At 44.6% G+C, this 26,500-nt stretch carries 19 protein-coding genes, 1 pseudogene and 1 riboswitch; of the genes and pseudogenes, 5 read left to right on the forward strand and 15 right to left on the reverse strand.

The window, feature by feature from the left end:
• Positions 1-38: 38 nt before the first annotated feature.
• Positions 39-176, reverse strand: coding sequence for a 50S ribosomal protein L34 (gene rpmH, locus NUV69_03350; protein MCR4324700.1), 138 nt, complete (start codon positions 174-176; stop codon positions 39-41).
• A gap of 143 nt (positions 177-319) precedes the next feature.
• Here rpmH and NUV69_03355 point away from each other — a divergent pair, with 143 nt between their 5' ends.
• The 4 genes and pseudogenes from NUV69_03355 to NUV69_03370 all read left to right on the forward strand — a co-directional run bounded on the left by NUV69_03355 (position 320) and on the right by NUV69_03370 (position 4,036).
• Positions 320-553, forward strand: coding sequence for a hypothetical protein (locus NUV69_03355; protein MCR4324701.1), 234 nt, complete (start codon positions 320-322; stop codon positions 551-553).
• Positions 554-837: 284 nt separating this feature from the next.
• The gene (dnaA, locus tag NUV69_03360) at positions 838-2,196 is read left to right on the forward strand and encodes a chromosomal replication initiator protein DnaA (GenBank protein ID MCR4324702.1); all 1,359 of its coding nucleotides are present in this window, start codon (positions 838-840) and stop codon (positions 2,194-2,196) included.
• A 301-nt stretch (positions 2,197-2,497) separates the two neighbouring features.
• Positions 2,498-3,637 (forward strand): DNA polymerase III subunit beta, encoded by a 1,140-nt coding sequence (dnaN, locus tag NUV69_03365; GenBank protein ID MCR4324703.1) that lies wholly within the window; start codon positions 2,498-2,500, stop codon positions 3,635-3,637.
• A 69-nt stretch (positions 3,638-3,706) separates the two neighbouring features.
• Positions 3,707-4,036, forward strand: a pseudogene (locus tag NUV69_03370) (four helix bundle protein).
• 44 nt (positions 4,037-4,080) lie between these two features.
• Here the strand turns inward: NUV69_03370 and NUV69_03375 are convergent.
• The 6 genes from NUV69_03375 to NUV69_03400 form a co-directional block, all read right to left on the reverse strand.
• Positions 4,081-4,266, reverse strand: coding sequence for a hypothetical protein (locus tag NUV69_03375; protein ID MCR4324704.1), 186 nt, complete (start codon positions 4,264-4,266; stop codon positions 4,081-4,083).
• Positions 4,267-4,398: 132 nt separating this feature from the next.
• Positions 4,399-4,968 (reverse strand): hypothetical protein, encoded by a 570-nt coding sequence (locus tag NUV69_03380; protein MCR4324705.1) that lies wholly within the window; start codon positions 4,966-4,968, stop codon positions 4,399-4,401.
• Between the two features lies 1 nt (position 4,969).
• Positions 4,970-8,119 (reverse strand): hypothetical protein, encoded by a 3,150-nt coding sequence (locus tag NUV69_03385; GenBank protein ID MCR4324706.1) that lies wholly within the window; start codon positions 8,117-8,119, stop codon positions 4,970-4,972.
• A 276-nt stretch (positions 8,120-8,395) separates the two neighbouring features.
• A complete protein-coding gene (locus tag NUV69_03390) occupies positions 8,396-10,249 on the reverse strand; it encodes an ATP-binding protein (protein MCR4324707.1) in 1,854 nt (617 codons plus the stop codon).
• Between the two features lie 316 nt (positions 10,250-10,565).
• Entirely contained in the window at positions 10,566-11,720 is a 1,155-nt protein-coding gene (locus NUV69_03395; protein MCR4324708.1) for a hypothetical protein, read from the reverse strand.
• Positions 11,721-11,835: 115 nt separating this feature from the next.
• Positions 11,836-13,179: a PrgI family protein gene (locus tag NUV69_03400; GenBank protein MCR4324709.1), complete on the reverse strand. Its 1,344-nt coding sequence runs from the start codon at positions 13,177-13,179 to the stop codon at positions 11,836-11,838.
• Between the two features lie 636 nt (positions 13,180-13,815).
• Here NUV69_03400 and NUV69_03405 point away from each other — a divergent pair.
• Complete coding sequence (locus NUV69_03405) at positions 13,816-17,997, forward strand: hypothetical protein (GenBank protein MCR4324710.1); 4,182 nt, start codon at positions 13,816-13,818, stop codon at positions 17,995-17,997.
• A gap of 60 nt (positions 17,998-18,057) precedes the next feature.
• Here the strand turns inward: NUV69_03405 and NUV69_03410 are convergent, their stop codons facing one another.
• The 8 genes from NUV69_03410 to NUV69_03445 all read right to left on the reverse strand — a co-directional run bounded on the left by NUV69_03410 (position 18,058) and on the right by NUV69_03445 (position 26,499).
• Entirely contained in the window at positions 18,058-19,539 is a 1,482-nt protein-coding gene (locus tag NUV69_03410) for a hypothetical protein (GenBank protein MCR4324711.1), read from the reverse strand.
• 66 nt (positions 19,540-19,605) lie between these two features.
• Positions 19,606-20,724 (reverse strand): hypothetical protein, encoded by a 1,119-nt coding sequence (locus tag NUV69_03415; GenBank protein ID MCR4324712.1) that lies wholly within the window; start codon positions 20,722-20,724, stop codon positions 19,606-19,608.
• Positions 20,724-21,053, reverse strand: a complete 330-nt coding sequence (locus NUV69_03420; protein ID MCR4324713.1) for a hypothetical protein — start codon at positions 21,051-21,053, stop codon at positions 20,724-20,726. Before NUV69_03420 ends, NUV69_03415 begins: the two co-directional genes overlap by 1 nt.
• A 22-nt stretch (positions 21,054-21,075) precedes the next feature.
• Positions 21,076-22,359, reverse strand: a complete 1,284-nt coding sequence (locus NUV69_03425) for a hypothetical protein (GenBank protein ID MCR4324714.1) — start codon at positions 22,357-22,359, stop codon at positions 21,076-21,078.
• 230 nt (positions 22,360-22,589) lie between these two features.
• Positions 22,590-22,752, reverse strand: a riboswitch (cobalamin riboswitch).
• Between the two features lie 292 nt (positions 22,753-23,044).
• Positions 23,045-23,536: a hypothetical protein gene (locus NUV69_03430; GenBank protein MCR4324715.1), complete on the reverse strand. Its 492-nt coding sequence runs from the start codon at positions 23,534-23,536 to the stop codon at positions 23,045-23,047.
• Entirely contained in the window at positions 23,530-25,647 is a 2,118-nt protein-coding gene (locus NUV69_03435) for a hypothetical protein (protein ID MCR4324716.1), read from the reverse strand. Before NUV69_03435 ends, NUV69_03430 begins: the two co-directional genes overlap by 7 nt.
• Positions 25,648-25,768: 121 nt before the next feature.
• On the reverse strand, positions 25,769-26,047 hold the full coding sequence (locus NUV69_03440; protein MCR4324717.1) for a pilin: 279 nt from the start codon (positions 26,045-26,047) through the stop codon (positions 25,769-25,771).
• Between the two features lie 35 nt (positions 26,048-26,082).
• Entirely contained in the window at positions 26,083-26,499 is a 417-nt protein-coding gene (locus tag NUV69_03445) for a pilin (protein ID MCR4324718.1), read from the reverse strand.
• Position 26,500: the final 1 nt, after the last annotated feature.

The following is a 26,500-nucleotide window of genomic DNA, read 5'->3' on the forward strand; positions in this document are numbered from 1 at the left end:
CTAAATTATTTAGGTCAATTAGGCTCTTTTTAAATTACCTAAGGTGTCAGCTTTTTGCGGCCTTTTGCTCTTCTTCTTTTGAGAACTGCGCGTCCATCTGTTGTCCTCATACGAATTCTAAAACCGTGGGTTTTGGCCTTTTTTCTTTTTTTCGGTTGATAAGTTCTTTTTGGCATAAGAGAGCTTGTATTTTCGTTTCACTCAAATATAAGAGAGCTTGTATTCTAAATTTCATTAGAATATAGAGGTAGAGTACTAAAAAAGCGATGATATATCAATAATTAACAAATTTGACACCTACTTTGAATAGATTTACTACATGCTCACTATGCGTGCGGAAGTTAATACAGAAGGTGCGGCTCAAGAGCAAGTTCGAGCACAAGAACGGCTTCGGTTGGCACTAGAAGTGGAATCAGTTGCGAACGGAATAGGTGCTTTTATACTTCAACCAACCCAGGATAATCATGACAAACTTTTAGAGAGTATCGAAGAACTGCCGCCAACACTGAAGAGTTACCTTGATGTGTCAACTCCTTCAGAGCCAACTTCTTAACAGATTTTTCAGGAATAACAAACAAGCATACAGAGTAAGCTCTGTGGATTTTAGCCTCAAGTTTTGGAGTTTATCAACATAAATTTTGGGTCCTTGACAATTGTGGAAAATTTCTGCAATGATGGATTTCAGCTCTAAAAATTCAAGAGGTGTCCTACAATTTCTGCCAAATTGTATGACCCTTTGTAAGATCTTCTTTCAGTCAGATCTCTTCGCAAAGAACGCGAAAAATAAGCTAGCCTGCTTAGAGCTAAATTTAATCATACTTAGGTGTAAGTTTTATTATGAACGGCCAAAAAGTTTGGGCTAGTATATTGTCTGGCGTAAAATCGCAAGTTTCTTCTTCTACATTTAAGACCTGGTTTTCAGGATCGTATGTAATGGACTTTCGAGAAGAGGAATCGAGGCGGCTTCTGGTAGTAGGTGTTAAGAACAACTTCCTTAAAGAGCAAGTTGAAACCAGATACCAAACAGTAATCAATGACATCATCCGCAAAAAAGGATTTTCCGACTGCGAAGTTACTTTTGTCGTTTCTGAGCAAACAGATTCGAGTTCACAAATTTCCGATGCTCCTCTTTTTTCCGGCGAAGCGCCTACTTTTATTAATAGCTTCAAAAAGATAGACAACTTAAACCCTCTTCACACTTTTGATAACTTTGTCGTTGGGGCCTCTAACAACTTGGCATTTTTGGCCTTCAAGCAAGTTTCTGAAAATCCTGGCACATCTTATAATCCTCTTTTTGTTTATGGCGCAACGGGCGTAGGCAAAACTCATCTTTTGCAATCATGTGGTAACGAAATACTAAACAAAATTCCCGATGCCAAAGTTTTGTACGCAAGCGCGGAAAAATTCACTAATGACTACATAGAATCGCTGAACAACAGGACCCAATCTCACTTTAGGCATAAATACCGAAACGTCGACGTTTTGTTGGTTGACGACGTTCAATTTTTAGCAGGCAAAGAAAGCACTCAAGATGAATTTTTCTATACATTTAACGAACTTTATCTTGCGGGTAAACAAATTGTTCTTGCTAGCGATCACCACCCTAGAGATCTTGGAAAGTTAAAAGACAGACTTGTGAGTAGGTTTTTGGGAGGAATGGCTGTTGATATTTCACGTCCTGATTTGGAACTGCGGGTTGCGATACTGAAGGCAAAATGCAAAGAGAAAAATGTTGTTTTGGGAGATGGCGTTCTCAACTTTATCGCAGATTCTTCACAGGGTGGGGTAAGAGAGCTTGAAGGTCTTCTGCTTCAGGTGTTGTCTCTGTCTAAATTAACTTCCGGGGGAATAACTCTCGATGAAATTAAAAGGGCAATTGAAAGAAACAAAAGGCCGAGCGTGGCTCCTCCAAGTCCTGGGAAAATAATCGATTCGGTTTCAAGACACTTTAGGGTTCCGAGAGAAGAATTGTGCGGGCCAAAAAGGAAGGCGAATATTGTTTTTGCGAGACAAATTTTGATGTTTATTTTAAGAGAGGATCTTGGGCTTGCCTTGGAGGCAATCGGAGAGCTCGTTGGAGGGCGTGACCATTCTACAATTATTTACGGCGTTGAAAGGGTAAATAAGCTTATCGGCGAAAATCAAAACACGAGAGACGAAGTTGCTAGAATCCGCGCCAATTTTCAACAAAATTAACTTAGTTTTCCACAATATAAAAATTGTTTTTAACAATAATGTTTTTGTTTTAAACAAATGTTTAAACAACTCTTTACGCTGCTTGTTGAGCTTATTCGTCAAGATATAAACAATGTTATTATTGCTACTACTTTTATATAAATACCTTTTAATAGGGCACTTGTTGAAAACGTGTGGATTATTTATAATCGCTCGCAGGCGCTCGCTTTTATATGCTTGCGAGTACATACTTGTGAGCCCTGGTGAGCAAGTATATAATCGGTTCACTTCTGCCCTAACTACAAATTGAGGAGAATATACGTTGAAGTTTAAGATTGAACAGGGCCAACTGACCAAAACATTACTTTCTGTTAACAAATCTCTTCTTTCGAAGGTAAATCTTCCTATTCTTTCTAATGTTTTGTTTTCTGTTTCCGGCAACAAGCTGGAAGTTCTTTCAACAAACCTCGAAACAGCAACCAAGGTAGTTGTTGATTGTACCGGTGAAGCTGACGGAAAAACGACTCTTCCGGGCAAAACCCTTCTGGAGTTTGTTTCACAGTTGCCTGAGGGGGAGATACTTTTGGAGAAACTTGGTGAAGAGGTGATTGTTTCTACAAAGGGATACAACGCAAGGTTTGCGACTCTCGCGGTCGAGGATTTTCCGGCAATTCCGAAGATAGAAAAAGGAAAGCATATAAAGCTCGACCCGAAGGATTTTATGAGGGCTGTCTCGAGGGTGGCGATGAGTGCCGCACAAGACGAAGGAAGGCCCATTTTAACCGGAGTCCTTTGTGAATTTGAGAAAAAAACCCTTTCTTGTGTTGCGACAGATGGTTACAGGTTAAGTTTCCAATCCGTGCCTTATGAGGGGGATATTCCCTCCTCGCTTAAAATTGTCGTCCCTTCAAAGTCTTTAATTGAAGCAGCCAAAATTGTCTCCGAGCTTTCTAGCGAAATAGGAGAAAACAAGATTGAGCTTTTGATAGCTGATGGTTTGAATCAGGTCAATTTTAAGATTGGAAATGTGGAGTTTACTTCCAGACTCATCGAAGGAGAATTTCCTAATTGGCAGAAAATTATCCCCAGCACGTTTGCTTCGAAGGCTAGGGTTTCCAAAGAGGACTTTATTAAGGTGATTAGAATCGCGTCAATTTTTGCGCGGGACTCAGGAAACATAATCCGCTTGCAGCTTTTGGCAAATGGCGCAAAAGGTGCAGTACTCAAGGTTTTTGCAAACAATGTGCAAGTAGGGTCGAATGAAGCCGAAGCCGAGGTTGAGCTTACCGGCAAAGGTGGGGAAATCGCATTTAATTTTAAGTATCTGCTGGAGATGCTTTCTTCTATTGAATCTTCTGATGTCGAATTTGAGATGATAGAAAGCTTAAATCCTGGAAGGCTGACGGTTCCCGAAGACAAGAGTTACTTTCATATCGTGATGCCAGTTAGATTGCAGACATAACAACTGACCACTGACATTTGACAACATGATGAAGTTCAGGTTCAGAGATTTTAAAGTTACAAAGACGCAGTCGTCTTCAGGATGAGTATAAGGGTTCTTACTAAAAAGTATTTTCCGACCGAAGAAAAATATTTATTAATTGACCAGATTGTTAGGGCAGCAAACTCGATTGTTTTAAACATAGCAGAAGGGTCTGATCGTGGTACTGACAAAGACTTTGCGCTTTTTCTAAACCGTTCTCATACGTCTCTTAACGAGGTTGTTGCTTGTTTAGATATTGCCTTAGAAGAGGGATACATCACAATAAAAATTCACGAAGATTACTTAGGGCATGCAGCTGAATTGGGAGATCAAATTACTGCGTTTAGGAGAAAATTACTTATTAGTCCATCCAAATAATAAGCAAAAGTTGTCAGTTGTCAGTGGTTATATGTCAGTTGTTTTTATTGTATTCTTAAGGTTGTGTTTACTCCGATTGGGACTCTTCTAAAAACTTTGCCAAAAAGATCAAGAACGCCCGAGGCGATTGTTGCGCTGCACGTGAGGCAAGTATTTGGGAGTTCGCTTAAAAAGGTTTGTGCCGACTTACCTGAGACTTCTTTGGTGCTTGTTCGCGCCTCTACTTTCAAGGGCGGAGTGCTTAATGTAATTGCACCCTCTTTGCTTTCCGCGGAGCTTCATATGCGCGCTGGGGGGCTAATACAAGACATTAATGAAGCCCTCGGACGGAAGGCAGTAAAGCGGCTAAAGTTTAGGCAGAGTTAAAGGTCTTCATGGCTTGGTTCTGTTCTTAATTCCGGATGTTGTTGCAGAAAAGTCGCGAGGTTAGTGGTCGGAAAGTGCCATATTTCTACAATTAGACTACTGATAGGATTACCGAAAACTATTACTCCTTTTGAGCCCCAGAAGTGACCGGGGGCTGCAAATCCGTGTTGGCCGTAGATGAGTGCCTCCGGTTGTCCGAATTTTGCGATGTATCCATTTAAAGATCCTTTTTCTTTGGCGATTACCGGCTCTTCAATGAGCTGAACCTTGTCGTTTTCTATCTCGACTGTTGTTTGCCTGTTTTCGTTAGTTGTCGGATAAACGTAGATTGTTTTGCCGTTCTGCTGCTCGATTTTAATTGGTTCGCCGACTGCTTGTCTTAGCTCTTCTTCAGTAGTTTTGCCGGGGGTTACTTTGCCGAGCCATTTTACTTCGTCGTCCGAAGGTTTTCCCAGCAGGTTAAATAAAAAGACTGATGTTATGAACAAAGATGCTAAACCAAGCAGTAAGAGCGGAGACTCTTTTTTTAGAAAAATTGAAATTCTATTTAGTGAGCTTTCGGTCATATTAAAATTCCACACCCCCCATTAGACTATGCGTGAAATTGTAATGTTTCGGGTAAGTTGAAGGGTAATTTATAGGACCGCACGTTCTGGAGTTGTGTGTCTTCCAGACGACGTGAATTGCGATTGCCTCCGCGAAATCTTCGGCTTGGCTTTTTTGAGCGGGGTAACTACATATATAGCCCTCTGTCCAAGGAGATTCGTTTAGAAAGTTTTGATACGCTTGCAGTCCGTAGCATTGGACGATGTGACCGGATTCGTGAGCCAATACGTAAAGGGTGTTGTCCGGGTTTCCGACGCCTAGGTTTGAGATTGCAATGTGGTTGGGGCAAGTAACAAAGTTGAAGCCGTCCGAATGGTCTCTATGAAGTATTACAGTCCCTTGTGAGCAGACAAGATTTAGGTAAGCGGGGGCGCGAGAAAGTGCAGTAATTGCCTCCATTTCCAGCGCTTTTTCGCTGTCTGTCCAAGGACCTTGAAAAGTGAAGCAGTTGATAGCAGCTGGCGAACCTACTCTGACTACAGTGGTCGCAAAGTCGGCAATAGGGTCTCCGCCTTCGGGCACGGCTGTTACCTTAATTGTATTTAAGATTACAGAGTCGTTGTAGCTTTCGTTAACTCCAATTGTAATTTGCGCTGTACAGCTTTCGTTTGGCGCGAGAGTGTCAGGGCAAGCCACCTGTGGGTTTGTGGGTGCAATAGCTTTACCCAAAACCTTTGTTTCGTCCAAATTTTGGATATTGTTTAATTTTACCTCTTTTGCCGTAAGGGTGATGGTGAATGTGATTTGTTGAGTTTGGCCTGGTGGTTGGTTCGAGATGACGTCGGGTTGGGCTGTTTTTGTAAGCGTAAAAAAGGTATTATCTCCAGCGATTGGCCCTTTTATATAACTGTTGTTGCTGGAAAATGCTGTCGATGTGACTATTCCCATCAGGATTCCGCCGATTCCGATTGCGCCTAATCCCCCGAATACTGAGATTGCCAGGAAAGGAGAGGAAACCGAAAGACTGCCCGCAAGCAGTGAGCTCGCGCCCGCGCTTAAGCCTCCGAAAAGTCCGCTTGCCGCGCCGGCGAAGCCTCCCCAGACAGCAGAACTTGCACCAGTGATGCCACTGCCTATGGATGAGAAGAGCCCGCCAATGGAGCCCCCGATCCCGTTAATGGCGCTTGTTATTGGTGCCCATGGGCGCGCAACAAAAGCCAGGGTTTTACCAGGGTTAAGAAAACCAATGGCTGCACCAATTGTTCCGCCGATGGCTCCCCCAATGAGCGCTCCGGGTATACCTCCAACGAAGAATCCTACGGTTGCTCCTATTGTTGCGCCTGCCGCAATCCCGGCGAGAAGCCCAAGCGCTTTAATGCCCATGCTTATGAGTAAGCCGGCAAGAAGAGCGCCCGCTACCATTGCTGCTTTTTTGATTAGGTTAATTAGTTTCGGCGCCGCGAGTAATGCCAGGCCTAATGGGTTAGCGGCAAAAGCAAGGCGGCCCAACTTCGCTATTTTCGTGATGGATTTGGCGGTACTTACGATACCCTTGCCCGTGTGGAATATGGACTTTGCCTGGTCCAAGCCGGAATAACTTGTTCCCAGAGAATAGACTAGCGAGGTGAACATCCTTTTGGGAGAAGCTTGAGTGCTCAAACTTACTGGTACAAAAATCCCGGGGCTTTGCCTGAAGATTGCGCGGTACGAATACCACATTGCGGCAGAAGATTGGACTAGAGTTCTGTGGTTGGGAAGCCCTCGCGCCCAACTTCTAAAGATGGCTGTTATTTTTGGCCTTTTGAGGGAAAGTTTTTGAGCTTCTTTAAGTGTTGTTAAATTTTTCCTGGCAAGGTTAAGCTTTTTTCTGTCTCGAAGACTCAACGAAGGGCGTGTTTCTAATGATTTTACTTCTCTTTCAGCTTTTTCCAGATTTGTTCTGAATCTTTGCTGATTAAATGTGAGAAGCGCGTAAGTTGCCTCTTTTTGTCCATTTTCTGTTCCCAGTCTTGCACCTGCTACCGCATTTTTAATGCCTGACACAAAAGTCAGATTTTTTGGCCGGATACCTGTTAGGCCAAGCGCGCTTATTTCATCGGGTGCCAGCGGTTTTAGGCCTAGATCTTTTGCTAACTCTCCCGCGATTTCTTTGAAAGGAAGAGTGCTTGGAGCTCTTGCTCCGGCGGTCGCGGTTCGCGCGATCGCCCTATTGTGGGCTACTTCTTTGATCCGCGCGAGTTGTTCTAAATTTGGCAAGTTGCGGGATTCAATAGATGGTTTTGTGGAACTCGCGATTTGCGCCTGATAATTTCCAAGATACGTTCCTAGATCTAGTTCCAGATCTACTTGTCGCGTTTGTGTTGTTAGGGGGGCTTGGCTTTGGATGACCTCTTCGACTGCGAGCTCTATTTTTTCAGGAATTTGAGAATTAGGGGCTGAGAGTTTCGCGACTTTTTCAAGATTTCCTAAAACTGCAACTTGTTCCAGGTTCAGTGAAGGGTTCGTGGCTACGACTGTGGTTTCTTTTTCGATCATATCGTAAAGTTTTTCTTCCGGGATTTTTACTTGTTGGGTTTGAGGATGAACAAGTATGGTTTGGGTTACGCTATCAGCAACGACCTGGTTAATCTGTGCAGCATCCTGAATGGTCGCGAGGTTTTCAAAGATTTCCCTTGCGCTTTCCTGGCTAATTTCTGTGGCAACTTTTAATAACTCCTCGTGGTTTAAATTGGTGACGCCAATCGTAGGCAACAGGGCGACAATTTTTTCTTGGAGGGCCCCGTTTAATTCAGGCTTGATTATTTCGGTGTGGTGTTTGAGTAATGGCTCAATTTCTTCTAGTTCTGCTAAAACGCCGAGTGCCCCGATACGTTTGTCGTGCGCGAAAGGGGTAAGATGAGGGACTTGTGATTCAAGGTGATTTTCGCCCTCAACTTTTTTAATGGCTTCTTGGATTTTTTCCGGATCGTTCACGCTTTCGACTGCTTGGGTTCCGAGAATGTTTTCAAGCTGAACCATAATCGACTGGCGATTTATTTCGACGTCGCCAAATTGTGCCTTGAGTTCTTCATCGGTGGGGAATCTGGTACCAGAACGAAGGCAGTTCAGGAATAAAAGAGTGGCTTCTTTCAGAACTTCTTGGTAAGACTTTGCGGTTATGTCGGCGGGCATGGCTGGTTTAACTCTAATATAGCATTTGGGGAGGTATCACAAGTACGAAAAGTATCACAAGTATCAGAAGATTCAGAAAACTCAGCCAAATCGGCATATCAGAAAGTCTGAAACTCGGATGTGATTTAAGGTGGCATCCTTGAGTCATCGAAAGGTGCCCTACCTTAAATCTTAAAAGTTCAAGGATGAGACCTTAATACAAGGATCTCACCTTGAACACAGACATTCAGGTTACCTGATACCCTGACCTTCTGAGTATTCAGAGTATTCTGAAAGTTACGGTAGATCTGGCTTGGGCTGAGTGGGAGCTTGAGCGAATTGATCAACTACTTGTTGAGACTTTTTTCGCATTTCCAGAAGCTCTTCCGGTTTTGTGGTAACGAGATAGTGTTCGTCTTCTGAAGCGATTACTCTTATCGCGACGTGATTCGCGCCCGCGAAAAAAATTCCTTCACCGATATCAGCCGCGAGGAGTAAATGCTTTTCGCCTTCTGACAAATAAAAGGTGTCAGCGACCTTTTCGATCGCGGCTGGCGACTGTTTAAGGAGAATTTGGATGGAAGAGTTTGTAACTATTGCCCTGCCGTAATCTGTGTTTAAGAAATCTTCGACGTCTTGAGTGATGGTGGTCAAGCCAAGGAAATACTTTCTGGCGCGTTTGGCGATGCTGTACATAAACGTCGCGCTGTCGGGATACTGCATCATGTACCAGGCCTCATCGACGATGAGCAAGCGTTTCCTAATGTCGTTTTTGATTCTCGTCCAAATGAAATCAAGAATGAGATACATTGCAATCGGTCGTAGTTCATCTTCGAGGTCTTTAATTGAAAAAACGGTGAACGTGTTTTTAAGGTCGATATTACTTTGCTGGTTAAATATTCCCAAAAGCGAGCCTTTGACGAATTTTTCGAGCCTGTCAGCGAGACCTTTGGCGGCTGTTTCTTCCATGCCTAGAAGTACTTTGTAGAGATCTTCCATCAGGGGCGGCTCGTTCTTTTGAGTGGCTGGGTCTGGCGTTATGCCCTTTGATTTATATGTCGCGACGAGCGCTTTATCTAGAATCGCGTCTTCCGTTGGCGAAAGTTCGCCCATGACAACTTTGAGGAAACCGTGGAGAGTAAGGATTTTAAGGCCGAGTTCGTTTTCGCCTTCTTCGTAAACGCCAGAAAGATCAAAGGGGTTAATTTTCGCGGGTGAACTGAAGCTGAAGGAGATGTATTCACCGCCAATTGCTTCGCAGAGGTTTTTATATTCCTGCTCGGGGTCGATAACGATTACTTCGGTCCCGAACATTAGGGATCTTAAGGCTTCGAGTTTGACGAGATAAGATTTTCCGGCGCCGGATTTGGCAAAGACTACGGAATTGGCGTTTTCTTGAGAGAACCTGTCGAAAATTACGAGCGATCCATTGTGTTCATTGATGCCGTACATAATGCCCGAGTTTGAGGTAAGAGCGGATGAAATGAATGGGAAAGTGGTCGCGAGAGACGTTGTGTCCATGTTGCGCGTTATATATATGTGATCCGTTCCCTGTGGCAGAGTAGTTTTGAACGCGTCTTCTTGCTGTAGAGTCGCGTGCTTGGGAACAAGAAGAAGTGATCCAAGGGTAGATTCGACTTGTTTTGTAACGTCGCTGAGTTCTTCTTCGGAATCTGCCGGAATTGTGATGTAGAGGCCGAACTGGAAAAATCTCTCTGCCCCTTTGACAAGTTCTTCTTGGAGTACTTGCGCGTCTTCGAGTGCTGCTTGGACGGCTGGGTCCATCACTCTCCCGTGCTGAATATCCGTCGAGATGGTTGCTTCCATTTCGGTGATTTTTCTCTTTAAATCGTCTAGTACTCCTTTGGCCTCGACGGGATACGAATACATCGCAATGTCGAGCGTGTGTTCAAGGTTAATTAAAGGAGCGAGCCAGTTTGCCTGAACAAATCTTGGATAGCCGACTACAAACAGAGTTCTATAAAACGTTGAGCCGATTTTAATGTAGTCAAAATCTACTTCTATCGCGGGCGGGGCAATGATGTCTTTTACGGAAACTGTTCCGCGAGAGATCGTCTGTGCCCATCTCTGCTCGTTCGCGGAAAGGTTTACCGCTTCTGGTGTTTTTTTGGATCCAAATAGTTTTAGCATTGTTAATGGTTGATTGTCATATGGTTAAGGTTAAGATGCCGACTGGAGAAGGTCCCATCCTTTAGGCCCGCAGACTTTAGTCGAGGACCGCAAGGAATTGAAAAAAATTCCTTCTTAAGGTGAGACCTTAAATACTCAGGAATCAAGGATCTCACCTCTTCGAGTCTGAGCGATGAGGGCTTGTCCCTCAGAGTCGATGACTTCCGAAGACTCCCTCCGTCGCTCTGCAAAGCAGAGCTCTGGCGGGCAGGCAAGGAGAGACCTTGACCGGCTGATTTTCCGATTTGGCTGAGTTTTCTGAATTTTCTTATACGAGTCATTTATTATCTCCTACAGGTCTCAGTTGAGGATTACTTGAGTTTTGATTTTCATTTGTGTTCCTATTTGTCAGATTTGGTCTGAATTGAGGTTGTGACAGGAAGCTAGAAGCCTTTGCTGTTGCTTGCTGTAGACCTTTCAATGCATTTGTTTGTTGAGCGGATGCTGGTGTGTAGTTGCCGTATGAGGGTTGACTCTGAGGTGATGGCTCAGGTGTGTGTGAAATTGGCGGTAGGGGTGGTTGAGCCGGTGGGGTAGCAAAAATCGGCGACTGCCGCATTTCTTGAGGCACCTGTGGTGGTGTTGGAGGAGCGGCTGGTTGCGGCGGCGGAGCCTCTACGGGCCGGAGCTGACTTTGTGGGGCGCTCGCGACCGGGCTCGGTTGAGGTACCTCTACCGGTGGAGGTGGAGGACTGACGGGTTCTGGAGGAATTGGCGGGTTTTCTGTTATGACTGGGGGTTCTTTGGGAGGAGAGGTGGGTACTTCGACCGAAGGCTCGACTATTGGCGTCGTGTAGGATTGTGCGTCTAAAAGCACTCTCTGGGTTCCGGTTGGTGCTGGGTTGTAAATATCGTAAAAAAGCTCGATAAGTTCCTGAGTATTGAGTTGTTTAGTCGTGAGGCCGAGCCTGGTGGTTTGTTGGATTATGTGGTCGCGTCTTGGCGCAAGCGCGGCTTTCGCTTCGGTAAGCAAAGCGGCCTTACTTTTTGTGTTTTTAGGATTGGATCTAACGCCTTTGATGCCTTTTTCGAGCGAGGAGTAGTTAATGGCAATATAGAATTTTTTGTCGAGAACTGTTTTTTGTTGGACTGTCGATTCTATAAAGTCTTTGTACTTTTGGATCTGGCGCTTGAGATCTGGATTCGGCTGCGTTCTTTCGGCTTCTTCAAGGTGGTTGAAGTAGGATGTGACGTCCGCTTTTCTGGAGCGGACGAGTACCTCTATAGGGAAAGAAAGAGAATTTAGAAGCGCGCCGTAGGCATAAATTGTGGCGTCTTGTTCGGTTTCAGAGAGTAAGTCGAAGTTTACGGATGTTGTCGACATAACAAGTGCGACTGTGCCATTTTTAAGAATCACCAGGTTGTCGATGATGTCCTCGATGTCCAGATGTGCCTGAGTTGAAGCTGTGGTTTTGGACTGTTTTTTAGCCATATTGGTTTTAATTTCTAATTTAAAATTTCTAATTTTTAATCAAATTCTAAAATCTAATTTTTAAAACATTAATTCATTGAAAATTCATTAAAAATTTCAAATTAAGAATTAAAAATTATGAATCATTGTTTAGTTTTATTTCCATTGGGTTGACGATTTGCCCGTTTAGGTCTATTTGAAGTGTGTGTGGAGTCTGTTGGGTTTGAGACTCTATTTCTACTGTGTAGGCGCCGTTTCGGAGCGGGGTAGTGGAGAGAAATTGGCCATTCTTGTTGGTTTTTAAGGCTCTTACAGGTACGCCATCGCGATCCTTAACGATTAGGATGACATTTTCTATGGGAGCCCCGTCATTGTTCTTGATAAATCCAGAAACTACGTTTGGTGTTGAGCCTATCGGGTTTGCGATAGGATTTTGGACAGGTGGCGTTGGTGGCACAATACTTTGCATAGTTTCTTGAGGAGCCGCAGGCGTGTTTTCAACTGGCGCAACGGTGGTTTCTTGAGAGCCTTCTTCGCCACCAAAGCGTTTTTTTAACTCCTCTGAAATTTCAAAGCGTCTTTCTCCCAATATCGGAAGCTTGGAAAGATCAAAGCCTTCTGGGGGCGCGAAGTGGAGTTTTCTGGTGCGAGTCTTTCCGATGCCATGTATCAGCCTAGTATTCTCGCCTGGGGGTTTAATAGAAATTACGTTTTCGATAGTGAAGTTTGCTTCTGACGCGAGCCTCGTTTTTACGTTCGGTGGAGCGATATTTACCGTTTGGTGAGGAGGTTCTTGCTGCTTTAGCCTCTTTTCGAGGCCGGGGATTGCGTATGGCTTGGCGAAATGGGCGATTTTGGGGCTGCTTGTGGGGGCTGCGTGTACAGATGTAGCTTCGCCCAACTGTGGAAGAGATTCCGGGGCAAGAAATTGTCCTTCTTCACGAGGTTTTGTCGGCCAGGAAATTACGGGGGGCAATTTGCCAGTAAGCGTTTCTTGGGTGGGAATTTGAGGGCTAAGGCCGAGCCTTTGAAGCGCGATTTGTTCTTTCGTATCTAAAGGAGAGGATTGTTGTTGGGGCAGGGTTCTCAGGTACGCGTCGAGGCGCTCTCTGCCTTGGGCGGTGACAGGCTCCTGGTTTAAGTCCTGGTTTGAAACTAAAGAAGTGACGACATTGAGATATTCGGGCACCCTCGTCTCTTTAACCCAAACTCTTTGAGTAGGAGAAGTGACCGCCTTTATGAAATCTACGAGCCATTTGTCTAACGGCCTGCCTTGAATGGGAATGAGCGCTGAAAAGAGGGCAAAAAGGCCGATTACGAGGGCAAGCGGAAGCCTAACTACGGCTGGAAGTGGGGAAAAAAAGGTTAAAACGGCGACGGACATCGGGATTGCCAAAGTTATAAATTGGCGGATGGTCAAATTCCCAAAGAGCTTGAATTGGAATGAAGCTATATGCTGCGGGACAGGATGTTGTTCCATGGGCGTAAATCGGTTAATCGCTGAATCGATAAATTGCTAAATAGATTAATCGCATAATCGCTGAAATTGTCACTGTGTTGTGGCTAGAACGATTGAACAGTTAAACGATTCACCAATTTCACAAATTTAACGATTTAACTATATATCAATGTAACGATTAAACCTTAACATATGAAACAAGGTGCGAATAGTAGAACATTTAGTCTCAAAAACCTGACATTTTCACAAAAATTTACCTTTTCAGAAAACTCAGCCAAATCAGAAAACCGGGCCTCAATCGGAAAATCGGAGAAAAGGTCTCCCTGAGTTCAAAGGTGAAATCCTTCGTGATTTAAGGTGGCATCCTTGCTTGCCCGCCTTTGGAGGGAGTTTTTGAAAGGTGCCCTACCTTAAATCTAAAAAGTACTTCCAGGTATTTAAGGTCTCACCTTAAAGAAGGGTGAGACCTTCTTTAAGACTTTACTGACACTCTGACCATCTGACTTTCTGAGTATTCCGAGTTTTTTGGGTGTCTTTTCCTGTCCGGATTCGTGTCAGGGTTAAGTCAAGCAACTATAGGACAAGTCGGTATAATTGGCCAAAGTGAAGGAGCACTTAGAAATATAAATGAGTATGGAACTTGATATAATTCAACTAATGCCTGAAGGAACCTCCCGTAGAAAAGAGGACGAGTATCCTCAAGACGAGCTGAAAAAAGACGCCCAAGCTGAAAAATCGAGGGCTGAGGCTAAAGCACGTGAGAAGGATAAAAGAGAGGCTGAGCGCAAAGGCAGGCAAAAAGAGAATGAGGCGCAGGTAAAGAACAACGAAGACGCTGCTTCTCAGGCACAAAAAACTCCCAAAAAACAAGAAGAGGAAGAAGAACGAGTAGTTGTCTTCAAAGACATGAGGGTTGCTTCAGAACTTTCAAACGCGGTTCGCAATAAGCAAGATATTGTTGCTTCAGAAGACGAACTTCAATCCTTAAGAAATATTCTGACGGTTGTTGGCAATGATTTGAAAGATGTCGAAAAGATGTCTGTCGGTCAAATGTTGGTTGCCGTTCAAGAAGTTGCGCAGGATGAGCGTATTGTTGTGGCTGACGCTGAGGAAGAGGACTGGCTGAATGAGAAGGGACAACCCGAAAGAGTCGCAGAGGAGAAAGAAGTGCAGCAGTTGATAGAGACTGCCAGAAGTAAGGACGAAGTGAAGCTCGATGCAGAAAAAGTCGAAAAGTATGTGAAGGTCTCGACAGAAAAAGTAAGTAAACCCAGGGCTAAGGCCGCAGTACAACAAGCGGAAATTGATCCTGACAGTCGTGCGCTCAAGCTCGAGGGCGAGGGTGGGACAACGTATGTCGTTGCCACATCCAAGCGACTTTACAACTTAGAACATCGCCAAGTAGAAGCTGTTTTCAGGTCGCAGGGCGTCGATGTCAAAGTGCCGAGTGCTGAAAGATGGAATAGGGCGAGCGGTTGGGTGCGTCAAAAATGGTTACACAAACACGACATTGTTAACACTACCGAATTGCCGGAGGTGGATGACGAGGGACGATTTATATACAAGGACAGAGGACACGGGATGACTTTTGTGGTGGCCAAGGATGGTACCAAAAAAGGACTTATTTATGGTCAACGAGGCCGAGATATAGACTTTGACGCGCTTAATGGACTGGTAGCCCGAGCCGGGATCGATGTTGATATAGAAAAACCAGAGGGTTGGGAAGATATGTCTTTTGATAGAAAGAAAGACTTGTTTAGAGAAAAGGAGATCTTCTTGCCTTTACCCGCATCCGGTGGTGCTGGTGGGGGTGTTATTTACTATGACACGCAAGACTTAGGTGTGGAGATGGTGGCGGGTCCTCCAGGTACTCCACCCAGGCGTCAGTTGAATCACCAGGAGGCAACCACGCTTTTGATGAGAAGGCTAGTTGATCTGGATACTGACGAGCTGACGCAACCCGCTGCGAATGTCGATAGACAAGAAGTTTTTGAAAGGCTGAGAGATGTTTCGGGGGAATATTATGACATTCTCCGTAACACCCGAGGTATCCCTTACGAGCGTTATAAAGGTACTGTAATTGAAGTTTCGCTAATTGAGCTTAAAGCTTTAGAGTCTCTTGAGCGAAATATGGGCACTGCAGCTTTCGCTACCTCCGGTTATGAGGCTGAACGACAAGCACTTTATAGAGAGTTAGCGGACATTGGGTCTACAGAGGAAATTCTTCATAGAATAATTTATATAAAAACAGAGCCTGTTCCTGGGCCTCCAACGCCCGCTCAACATGACGAACTTCAAGCCCTGATTGGAGCAGTCGAATTTCAAGTCGGGACTGCTGAGAATTTGGCAGCAGCTAAGGGTGAAGGATTCAGGTTGGTGAACAACGTGATAAAGGGTCTGGAAAAGCAGGAAGTTTTAACGCAAAAGATTCCGAACCAGAGAGATGTCCTTGATGACACAATTTCTGAGACACGAAGGAAGGATTTGAGGGCTTTGTTAAAGGAGATGGGTGGGCATTTTAAGGAAGTAGAGAGGCAGATCGGAGTGAAGGCAAAGAATTCTCTTTACATTCCCCTCAATGAAAAAATAGATGAATTGGAAAAGTTGGCAAGTATGGGAAGCACTAATAAGGACGAGATCGATGAGCAGCTATATATTTTTGCTTTAAGTTTGCCTTCACCTCGCGGCACAGAAGGACTTTTGGAGTGGCGCGCGGCTATTTCTACAGAAGGGGTTGAAAGGAACATTTTGCGACAGGCGGAGGTGGGTGTACCTCGCGCTTGGAGTGAATCGGAGAGAAACGCTGAAAATAACTTTAGATACATAGAATCTTCGGACCTTTCCCAGGAAGAAGTGCGTGCCGCTCTCGGAAACGTTGTCGCAATTTCCGAGGCATTGTCGCGTATCAAAGGAACTGAAAGGATTGACGCTCTACGAATGAAAGAGAAGATAGACAAGCAAAAACTCGCGGTAGAAGGTAAATATTATCAAAGAAAATTGACGTGGAATGGCGACGGGAACCCGGAGAAGTTTATTCAGATTTTTGAAGGTGACCAATGGAATGATGAAACGAGGGGTGTTTTTCAATCGAGGTTTGACAGAGATCATGAAGGGAACGAATACAAAGGGACTGATAACTTCGGCAACGAAGTAAAATTTAACATGGCTGATTTGTCCACAACGACTTGGTATAGACAACTTTATCGCGACCACGAGGATTTTAATTTGATAGAACCTTTGACAGCTTTAAACATCTCGGCACAAATAGTACGGGGTGACGCTACGTGTAACCAAATTGAGGGGATGCTTCGGAGAAGGCTTTTGGATTCGGAGATAACGAGATTGAACGAATTAAGGCAGATTTTTAAGAATGAGGTTACACCCGAGGTTTCCTTAATTCCGAATCGTCCTCCCGGTCCCCCTTCCGATGCTGAAATTGACAAGTATTGGGCTGACCCGAAAAATGCCGAAGGTATTATCTCTGCTTGGCATAAGAGGACTACTCTTGTGGGTGCGCATGGCAAGGATGATAGTGTTGCCAATGTTGCTCTTGCTCAGCAAAAAAAGGACGTTTGGAAAGGCAGAATACATCAGGATTTAGTAGATCGCTTAAGGAACGAATTCCACATAAGTAACGAGACCATAGAAGAATGGGAAGAAGCAGGTTTACTGGATCAGGCTGTAAATGTGGGCTATTGGGAAGGGTACATGGATTCGGCTTTTTCGGAGTTTGGACTTGTGAGGATTTTTGACAGGAGGAAAGTGTTCTATCGTTTGGATAATGCAAAAATTATGGGAATACCGCCTGCGGGTGGAGGACCTGCTGGGTATGAAAATATGGACAACGTTGTCCATTACCAGGTGTATTCTTCGGTCTACGGAGAAGAAAGCAATATTTATAACCAACGAAGGATAGATTTTGGTCCTGAATGGATTCTCGATGAACTTAGGGGGAAAACAGGCAAAAACGTAGACAGGGATTTGGATACAAATACGGTATTATGGGAAAAAATGCTTGGCAAAAGAAGGGGTATGCTTCACAACAATAGGATGTCAGTAAAGTACACAAGCGATAAATTCCGAGAATCGAAAGATTTTGCGCCAAAACTTTTAACAGCTAAAGCCAAAGAATATGGCTATAGTACTTTTGAGGATTTTAAGAAACTATTAAAGGATACGATGAATAATTTGGACAATGTAAGAACTTTGGACATCAACGATGATGAATTTGATGAATCCTGGGCAAGAGGGGCCGCTCTAGCGGAGTTATTCGAGGACGGCTTTCTCTCTTTTGAGGGAATTAATTGGAGCGAAGTCTACAATAATAACGACACAAACGTTTCCAAATTCAACATGGGTGACTGGACGGGCGATCGTAAATCGACGTGGGATTTTTATGGGACAGAAGGTTTGCAACGCTACCTGAAAACGCCGAACACTAAGATTTTCTTCGATGTTATGAGTGAAAAGTTCTTCTATTCCAAGAGGGAAAATCGGCTTAAGTCTTGGTACAAAATAGTGCTTCCTGCGCATTTCGAAATTGGGGATCACTGGAAGGAATGGTATAGCTCGAACTACAACATGACTAGCGCCGAGAAGGAAGAGATGATCGAAGAGGCCGTTTCTATCAACCGATTGGAAAAAGAGGCTGAGAGTGCTTTTAAAGCGCAGAATTTAGGAATACTTCCGGTTCGCAGAGCATTTCAATTTTATGAAACATGGAGAATAATAGCTGAAGAGACAATCACTAAAAGATCTTTCAATCTTTTCCTCAATTTCTTACTAGAAATGTTTAAAGGAATGTTTGGGCAATCAATGGCTCAGCTAGAGGGAAAATAACGTCTTCGGCGACCAAATTAATGTTCTAATCCTAAAACTGAAGCCTTTACGTTCTCTCCATTATTCTTCGCGCGGTCCGGGTCTTGTGTGCATTTCCTTTCCATACATACCCCTGCTATAAATTCTCTCAAATGCAGCTTCTCTGGTCGCGTGGGCTCGTGCTTCACCGACTGGTTTATACGCTTCTCTAAATGGTCTGGCCGCAAGACTACCCGCAGCTCCAACAGCTGCTACGCCGCCCCCGATATTCAATCCGCCTTTGACTCCAAACCTATCTTTTACAAGTTGCGCCGCGCTCGGGGTCATCAGCAAGAATCCCAAGCCGATTAAACTCCCTATATTATTGAGGCCAAGGTTACCAGAAAGAAGGGGAAATTGTCCAATGTCGCCCGGTTTAAACGCGGGTTGGTCGTTTATGCCTCCTAGGTTACCAACGCCGGAAAGTATGCCCGCGAAAATGAACATTATCGCGACAACTGGAAAAACGGCTATATTGGCGCCTAGCTGCCTGAACCATTCTCTGGCGCCGTTATTACCAGGCATTGCCTGGACCAATAGTAGAAAAGGTCCGAAAACTGTAAGGATGATAATGGTTACGTAAGCCATCAAAAGCATGAAGAAAACCCGGAACATGATGAAAAGCATCGCTATTGCTAAAATTATGCCGGCTATTGACCCTCCAAACATGCCGACCACCTTGGACAAAAATCCATCTCCAAATAATTGACTAATAAGGTTTTGGATAGCCGTAAAAACTTGATCGAATATTCCCGTAAGTGAGCCCATGACTACGCTAAACACGTTCGATTTAACTACGTTTTGAGCATTTTCGTTAACAAGGCCCGCTTGTTCAAGAGTAGTTATTACAACGTTTAGAAAAACGAACATTAGGTCTATCATGAGGCCAACTATCGCGTAACTGAAGGTGACAAGAATTAAGGCGATAACGATTCTCGGTATGGAATCTTGAACTGTAGCGACTGCCTGCGGGGAAATGTGTGTGCGGAACATGACCATAAAGCCAATGATGACAAAAACTATCACGAAGCCCATGTAGGAAATATTGCGAAAGACGGTCCATAAATTCTGGACTGGTGTTAAGGCTTGGTAGCCGATTCCCTGGGCGTAGGCCGGCTGAATCGGGTTAAACCTTTCTATTTGTTGCGCGAAGTATTGAGTGCCGGAAGCGGGGGGAGTCGTGATTATGCCTGCGACCATTCTGCCTGTTACGTTGAGCGCTCCGGTGGTTTTTGTAACGTCGTTTGTTTCTGAGTGGAGCTGAGAATGACCTGTCAAAAGCGTGAGCAAGCTGTCGGCAGTTCCCGCGATTTGGTTTAAGTTGAATATTTTATCGTCGTAAACTTGTTTAGTTACAGCCGTTGTGTTGAGTTCTCTGATGCTTTCAGCTGCGTCGAGAGGTGTTTGAGCGTAGACTGGCGACAGAGTTAAGAGAATAGAGAGTAGAGCTAAAAGCGCAAAAATTACTAAAGCGATTGACAATTTACGATTAACAATTAACGATAAAACGGCAGTTATTTTCATGCGGGCTGTAGCCGACTTGTGTGGCTTAATTCCATATTAGGAGTAAAGGGTAGGGTAGGTCAAATGTTAAGAGGCTTTCTGTTGGTCTGCCAGTTGGTCCTTAAGGGTTGCTGGTACTTCTGTGGTGCTTACCGCCGCGGCTCGCGGCAATCCTCTTATAAATTCTTCAACCATTGCAAGGAGAAGAGATCTTCTCCCTGGGTCGTTCTCCTTAATGGCTTGGAGCATTTTATCGGCCATTTTTACAAGATTTTCTTGGGTTTCCTTTAAGGCTTTGTTTGATTCTCGCAACTGACCTCTAAGCTCTGCCATTTGTTCCATTAGATCCCCGATTGCTTCTTCCTGGCGCTCGGGTGTGTTGGCTATTCGATTGAGCGCGTCTTTTATTTTGGGGTCTGAATCTGCCAGTTTCTGGGCTTCTTCGGGGTGATCTCTCACGAACTTATAAGCAGCTACATCGAGTTCATTTTGTATTATTTGCTCCCTTTCCTCAAGCGTTATACCCCTTGGGTCTGGATTTTCCGGGTCTTTTTCCTTTGCTTTCGTTTCTTTTGCTCTAATTTCTGCGTCTCTTGCTGTTACTCTTGCTTCTGCTGCTTCTCGGACGTTTTCGTAGTCCGGAGTGCCTACATCTGAGACTTCGATTGGCTCGGACACAGCCTGTTTTTGAGCGTCGATTTTATCAAGTGCTGATTTTACAAGGGGATCTCTTCCGGCTAATGCTCTAGCTTGATCTGGGTGCTGCGTGGCATACGCGAAAGCGGCGATTTCAAGATTGTTTTGGCGGATTTGTGCTTTTAATTCGGGGGCGATATTTTCTCCTGCTGTTTCTCTTGCAGTGATGCTATCGTTTGTCGTTCTCTCGGCCTGGTCGACCATCGCTTGATAAGCAGGATCTTGTATTTGTTGTTCTGGAGCAGGAGGGGGAGGTGTGGGTGGTTCTGCGTGTGGAGGTAAGACTTGAGGCGGATCTCCCTCACTCGGTACATGGGCAATTGTGCCTTGGGCTAATTCTTGTACGACTTGCTCTGTGCCGGCTCCACTGGCGGCTTGTTCAAGAGCGGCAGCCGCGTCAGGTCCTGTTGCTTCCGGCCCTGTTCTCGGAGGAACAGGTTCTGGGGGCGGAACGGGTCTGGGAGCTTCAACTGGTGTTACTGGAGGTACTTCTGTAAAATCTCCTGGCATTATGCCGCCTTTCTGGCAACTTCTAGTGCTTCTTCTACTTTGCCGCCTCTTATTAATTGTTGCATCTGTGATACTGCCGCCTTTGCCTTTTCGTCCTCGTAAGGGGCAGCATGCTTTAAGTATACAGATTTTGCTTCGGGGTATTTTTCGCCAAGAGTATTAATTTTTCCCAGAAAATCCTCTTTATTGACAGCGGGCAGAATGGCTAGGAAATCGCGGGCAAGATTTTGGGCTTGGCCCATCGTAATTTTGCTCTCGCGCATGTGGGTGATGATGTAAAAAAGGAGGTCTTTTTCGACGCTATCGGTCAATTGCTCGAGGTCGGTCATAACTAAATCATATCAAACGTAGTTATTCGGCGCATGTCGCTTCGAGGCCACACCTTGGACATTCTGTTGTGCCAGATCCATAAATGATTATGGTGCCGCAGCGAGGGCAGGGGAAATCGCTGTCGTCTTCGCCAGCATCATTTGTAGAAGGGGCAAAGTCGGCGGCGGATTGAGCACTGATTGCTTTTGCGAGTCTCGATATGGCAGGGGTGAGACTGAAGCCTTTTTGTTTCCCCGGGCAACCTCGTCTGCTTGTTTTTGGCATGCGTCTGCCCTTAATTTGGATTTGTTCTTCGATGTCTTCATCGTTTGTGCGAACGAGGTTTCTTGAGGTCCACAAAATTTTTGCTTTTTCTTGCTTGAACTTTGTAAAAGCATCCTGTTTTACTTTTTTTACTTTTTGTTTGATCTTCTCAACTTCTTCGTCGAAAGTGTTGAGGGTAGTATTCCAGATCATTTTGAGTCGCTCTATTGCTAGGGGGGTATCGGCGAGCGTTCGGATGTAGGCTAAAAAATAGGGAATGCAGGGTTCCAATGCCTCTTGAAGTAGCTCTGTATTTTTTGCCCGATTGTCGAGGGCGAAGTTTTCCAGAATTTGGGGAAGATTAAATTTAGTTTCGGCAGGTCGGGAGAGCATATAGGCAGCGTTTAAAGTTTGCTCTTGATTTGGTCTTTGGTAGCCTGGGTCTACTTGGCAAAGCGCATCTAAAAACCCGGCATTGGAGTGGTTGGAGTGGTATTTGTTCGCGGTGATGGTTTCACCATTCTGTTCTATAACGTAAAAAATGTTGTCATGGTAAAGGATGTCGTCGTCCTCGCCTTTTGGTTCCTCTTCTTCGCCGTGTTTGCAACGTTCCGATCTTGGAGAGGCGACAACTAAGGTGACATCTCTCCTCTCTGCTAGAAGCCTTATTATTTCTTCGAAACCATCAATTTCTGCTAACTCTCTTTCGACTTCGTTGCTGCCGTTTTCTTCCAGAAATTGTTGACCCTTTTTATATCTTTCGATAACGGGTAGGGGATAATCGTCGCTCCAGAGTTGACTCTCGTCGTCCAGGTAGTAATGAAAAGTGCTTCTTTCGACCGCCAGACGCTCGCCTAGAGTCTTTTCTAAGTTGTGATAGGTTCTGTCGTTTGTTTGATCAAGAAGGCTTTCATACTCGGTCTGGGGAATTTTCCCGCGCAGAGGTTGGAGGTCGAGATAATCCTGGATGTCGTGGCGAGGGTTGTAAGCTAGAATTCCTTCAAAATCTTCGGGTATATTCCAGCGGACCGACTCGCGGGTAACAAGGTGAGACCTTGTCATACAGTGCCATGCGGTCCTCGTCCTTCGGACTGCGGGCCTAAAGGTCTCTCCTTGTTGATTTAGGTTGCTTGGAATTCGTTCCATTAAAAAACCTCCTATTTAGTCTCGAGGAGGTTTACAAGTCGCTTTAGACCCGCAATGCTAATGAGGATCGCAAGCTTCGCTTTTTGGGCGAGTTATCCTGCTCGGGACTATCCTGCGCTAAAGCTTCGGATAGCAAGCTTTTTTAGCTAAGGATTCCAATCCATTGCGGTATTAGGACTTATACATTGCTTACTAAAGCTTTGTAATTACCTTTGCGGCACAGTTCCGGAGTCAAACCGGATTCCCCGCTTGCCCGCCTAAATTGAGTCTTTGACTCTATTTGGCGAGGCGATGGAATTTAGATTGTAAATCTAGATTAGCACTGGGGGTGTGAGGAATCAATAGCCCTCGTTTACTAAAGCAGAAGGTCTCATCCCTGACAGGGTGAGACCTTAAATACTCGGGAGTAACTTTTAGATTTAAGGAATTTTTTAAAATTCCTTGCGGTCCTCGACTAAAGTCTGCGGGCCTAAAGGTAGGGCACCTCTTCGAGTCTGAGCAATGAGGCTTACCTCAGAGTCGATGACTTTTGAAGACTCCCTCCGTCGCTCTATTAGAGCAGAGCTCTGGCGAGCAGGCAAGGATGCCACCTTTAATCATTTCAGCAGCCGTCCGGAAGGATGTTGAAGTTGGGGTTTTGCTGCTTTAGTTCAAAATTTAGAATAAACCTAACCGGAAGAGTGCAGAGGTCTTGCTGTTTGAGTTCAAAATCCAAAAACCACTTTTGCGCGAGAACTCTGGATTCAATTGGATTTTGGTTGACCATTACGAAGAATATATCCGGAGTAGGTACGTAAACAATCCTGAAATCTTGAGATTCAAATAATACGATGTCGCCGTTTTGATTTGATAATTCCGAAGCTATAATTTTGTCCCTTATCGGTTTTATATCTTTGTTTTCCTGAACAGTTTTTTCTTTAGGAGGGATTATTACTTCTGGAGATAGAGCTGAAGGATTTGGTGATTCTAATGGAGTAGGTGACTTCTTGTCGCGTGCCGAAAAGACGCTTAAGAGTATTAAGCCAATTAGGACAAAAATAACCGCAATCGTGAACAGTGGTGATCTTTGTCTAATCGCGTTTAAATTTAACATCCTTTTGCGATACCGCTTTTCCTTGCTACTTGCCAGTAGCAGAAAGGCGTAATGGATTTGTTATAGTTGATGGCATTTGTTATTTGAACTCGCCAAGGAACATCACCGTGATCAAATGTTCCATTTTTGCCCCTTCCCATTTGAAACAATCCCCAGGCTCCAGCTGTGTCTGGTGTGTCGTCTGCCCCTGCTTGTTGATGGGGGCGGTAAGCATTTGGTCCGTAACTGCTTTCTCCCGCGATGATTGTTAGCCAAGTAGAAAAATTCGCCGGATCCTCGGCTTGGACCATTTGGGACATTAATTCGAAGCTGAAATCACAAGCCGGATCGCCGAAGTTACCGAGAGGATTATTGAGCGCGTACTTGCCCCCGCAATTGTCAGCGGTAACGGGATGGCTTCCCGGGGCACTTTGCCCGAAATCACTGCAGCCCGCGCTTCTTAGTGTTGGATCTTGCTGGTCAACAGGAGTCAGGGAAATATTAACTGTTTGCTTGCTGCAGTTTACTGTGCCCACGCCCCTTGTTTTTGGGTCGTCATTTGCCGAAGCACCTTGTGTTTGACCCGGTTGCTTAAGACCAGGAAGATATTTTCCACCGATTAAGCTATTAGGTATGAAGTAAGAATAAACACCTGGATTTTTTTTATCCGAGTAGCTCAAGTTGTTCCAAGCTTCAGCTGTCCAGGGTAAGTTAAAAATGGGCCAAATCCTGACAGTAATGTCGCAGTCGTACCGGTCAGAGGTTCCCTGTATGAGGGTACAGTCTGGTCCTGGCACGGGGTATCGGTTGAGTATGGGCATCTCGTTGCCCCCTTCAGTTGATAATCCGGGCCACCGAAGTGTAAAAGTGCAAACGACATTGTCATTGCCTTCTTCAAGTTTGTTGTTATCTACTATATTTTTATAGGGATTGTCACACCTTACATTCATGCCATCGATTTGGTTTATGCGATCAATTTCACCGGGAGGGAATGGGCAATAGGGTGCCTGACCCGCTTTGGGGTCCTTGCTGGTAATGATACAAGTGGAATTTTCAGGCACTACTTCGGCAAATGCGGGCCTGATGAGATCTAGCCTTTCCATTGTTATCTGTATTATTTTGCCGAGGTTTTTAGCTAATCCTTCAGATGTTTTGGTGAGCAGATTTTTACAGAGGTCGATGGTTGCCGCGAAGATATTGCCGGAGTCTATAGAGCTGGTTTGAACCTCTTTGCATCGTGGATCATTCGGATCTAATTCTGGGTTCAAGATTCTGTGGCACTTGTCTCTTTGGGTGTCCAAAGGAACAATCAGGCGGTTGAGCTGGTCGGAAATATGGGCGGTACGGAAATGTTCTGGGAGGGTGATGTTTATTTTATAAGACTGAAAAAGGCACTGACCCTGTTCTAAGCGCTTGATATCTTTTTGTCCGACTGCTGATTTAAAGTTGATAAAACCTTTATGGAATTCGCTATAGGAGGTTGGGATTTTTTCCCAATATCTGCCCCAAGTGTTAGGGTCTTGAGTTTCTCCTACAGGTTTTGGGTGGCCGAAATCCGTTACCATCTGAAAAATAGTCCTGGGGTCGCCTCCTTTAATGTCTGAAATTTGAGTTTCGGCTTCTGGTAAATTGTGGCCGGCTTCGGAAGAGACGTAATTAATGTATTTAATTTTTAAATCGTCGATCAAAATTTTATCTGAGAGTTTTTGTGCAGGGCCGTGGTAGTTATTCAAATCTTCACCATTGAAGCTGGTTATATCAGAAAGTTGATGCGCAGGATCCTGGAATTTTCCTCCCCCAAAGTCGGAGTTTTCGGGAGCAAAGACTGCTTGAAGTTTTGAAAAGTCGACTAGGAATGGGAAGTCTTTGGATTCAAGGGGAATGTATTTCTCGTTGCTTACAGGTATAGTTTGTGCCTGAACATTGCGTAGAGAGTAATTTAATATTATTGGGGCTTCGCCGTCTTCGGCAATTATCGGATTTTCTGATAAATCTTTTGCGTCTTTTGGAAACGCACATGGTTGAGGGTCGGGAGCAACGGGCGTTTGGGCGGATGCCGAAGAGGGTATAGAGAATAGAGTTAAGAGGAAGATAAAGATAATTAACTTTAAAATCTTTGGCAGCGCAGGCATAAGTTCAGTATATCAATAATTGTTGATTGTTGTGTTGCTAACGATGTGTGGAGAAGGTCTCACCTTGATTCAAGGATGAGACCTTAAATCTAATAATTTTAACGATGTATCGATTTAACAATTACTCTGGAATTCTGACAGTAGTGACGTCTACGCCTGTGACCCTTCCAATAAGCTGGAGAATTAGCCAGGACGCGACAACTAAAACAATACCGATTACGGCATAGGTGAGTATGCTTTGCGCCTGGCCGACGTTTTTAGGATCGCCGCCCGAGGTGATGTATTTAAAACCGCCGACAATAAGCATGACGAAAAACGCGATCCCTGCCGCCGGAGCGAGCAAAGATATTATGCGTTGCAAGACGTCTAGGATATCCGTAATCTGGGCTGGGCCGTCCATATAAACCTGTAGTTATCGTCTGCCTTGCTAACTTTTTAGCACTCTAACTGTTTTACAGTTGGAATACAGACTCCTCCGCTTAATATCGGGATTCCGAAGAAGGTCTCTACAAGCCTGATCAACGCAAAAGCAATCAAGACAACAACTAAACCGATTAAAGCAGCTGTTATAGTGCTTCTTGCGTTTGCGACAGCTTTTTCATCTCCACCTGCAAGTATCCAGCGAATACCGCCAACCAAAAGCATGATGAATGCGATAACAAAGGCAACAACGATTATGAATTGAATAACTGCTTGGACAATTCCGATTATGTTGTTGACGCCGGGGTCATCAAGGGGAGGTGGTACTATTGGGCCTTCTCTATCAAGTGGAGCAGGTTGAGCAATTAGTACGGGAGCATAAAAATTAGCGTTTTTGTGTACTAAGTCGATTATTTTTTTAACTTTTAACATA

This window comes from Candidatus Curtissbacteria bacterium (genome assembly GCA_024654445.1).
In the GTDB taxonomy this organism is placed as follows: Bacteria; Patescibacteriota; Microgenomatia; order Curtissbacterales; family GWA2-41-24; genus JANLHP01.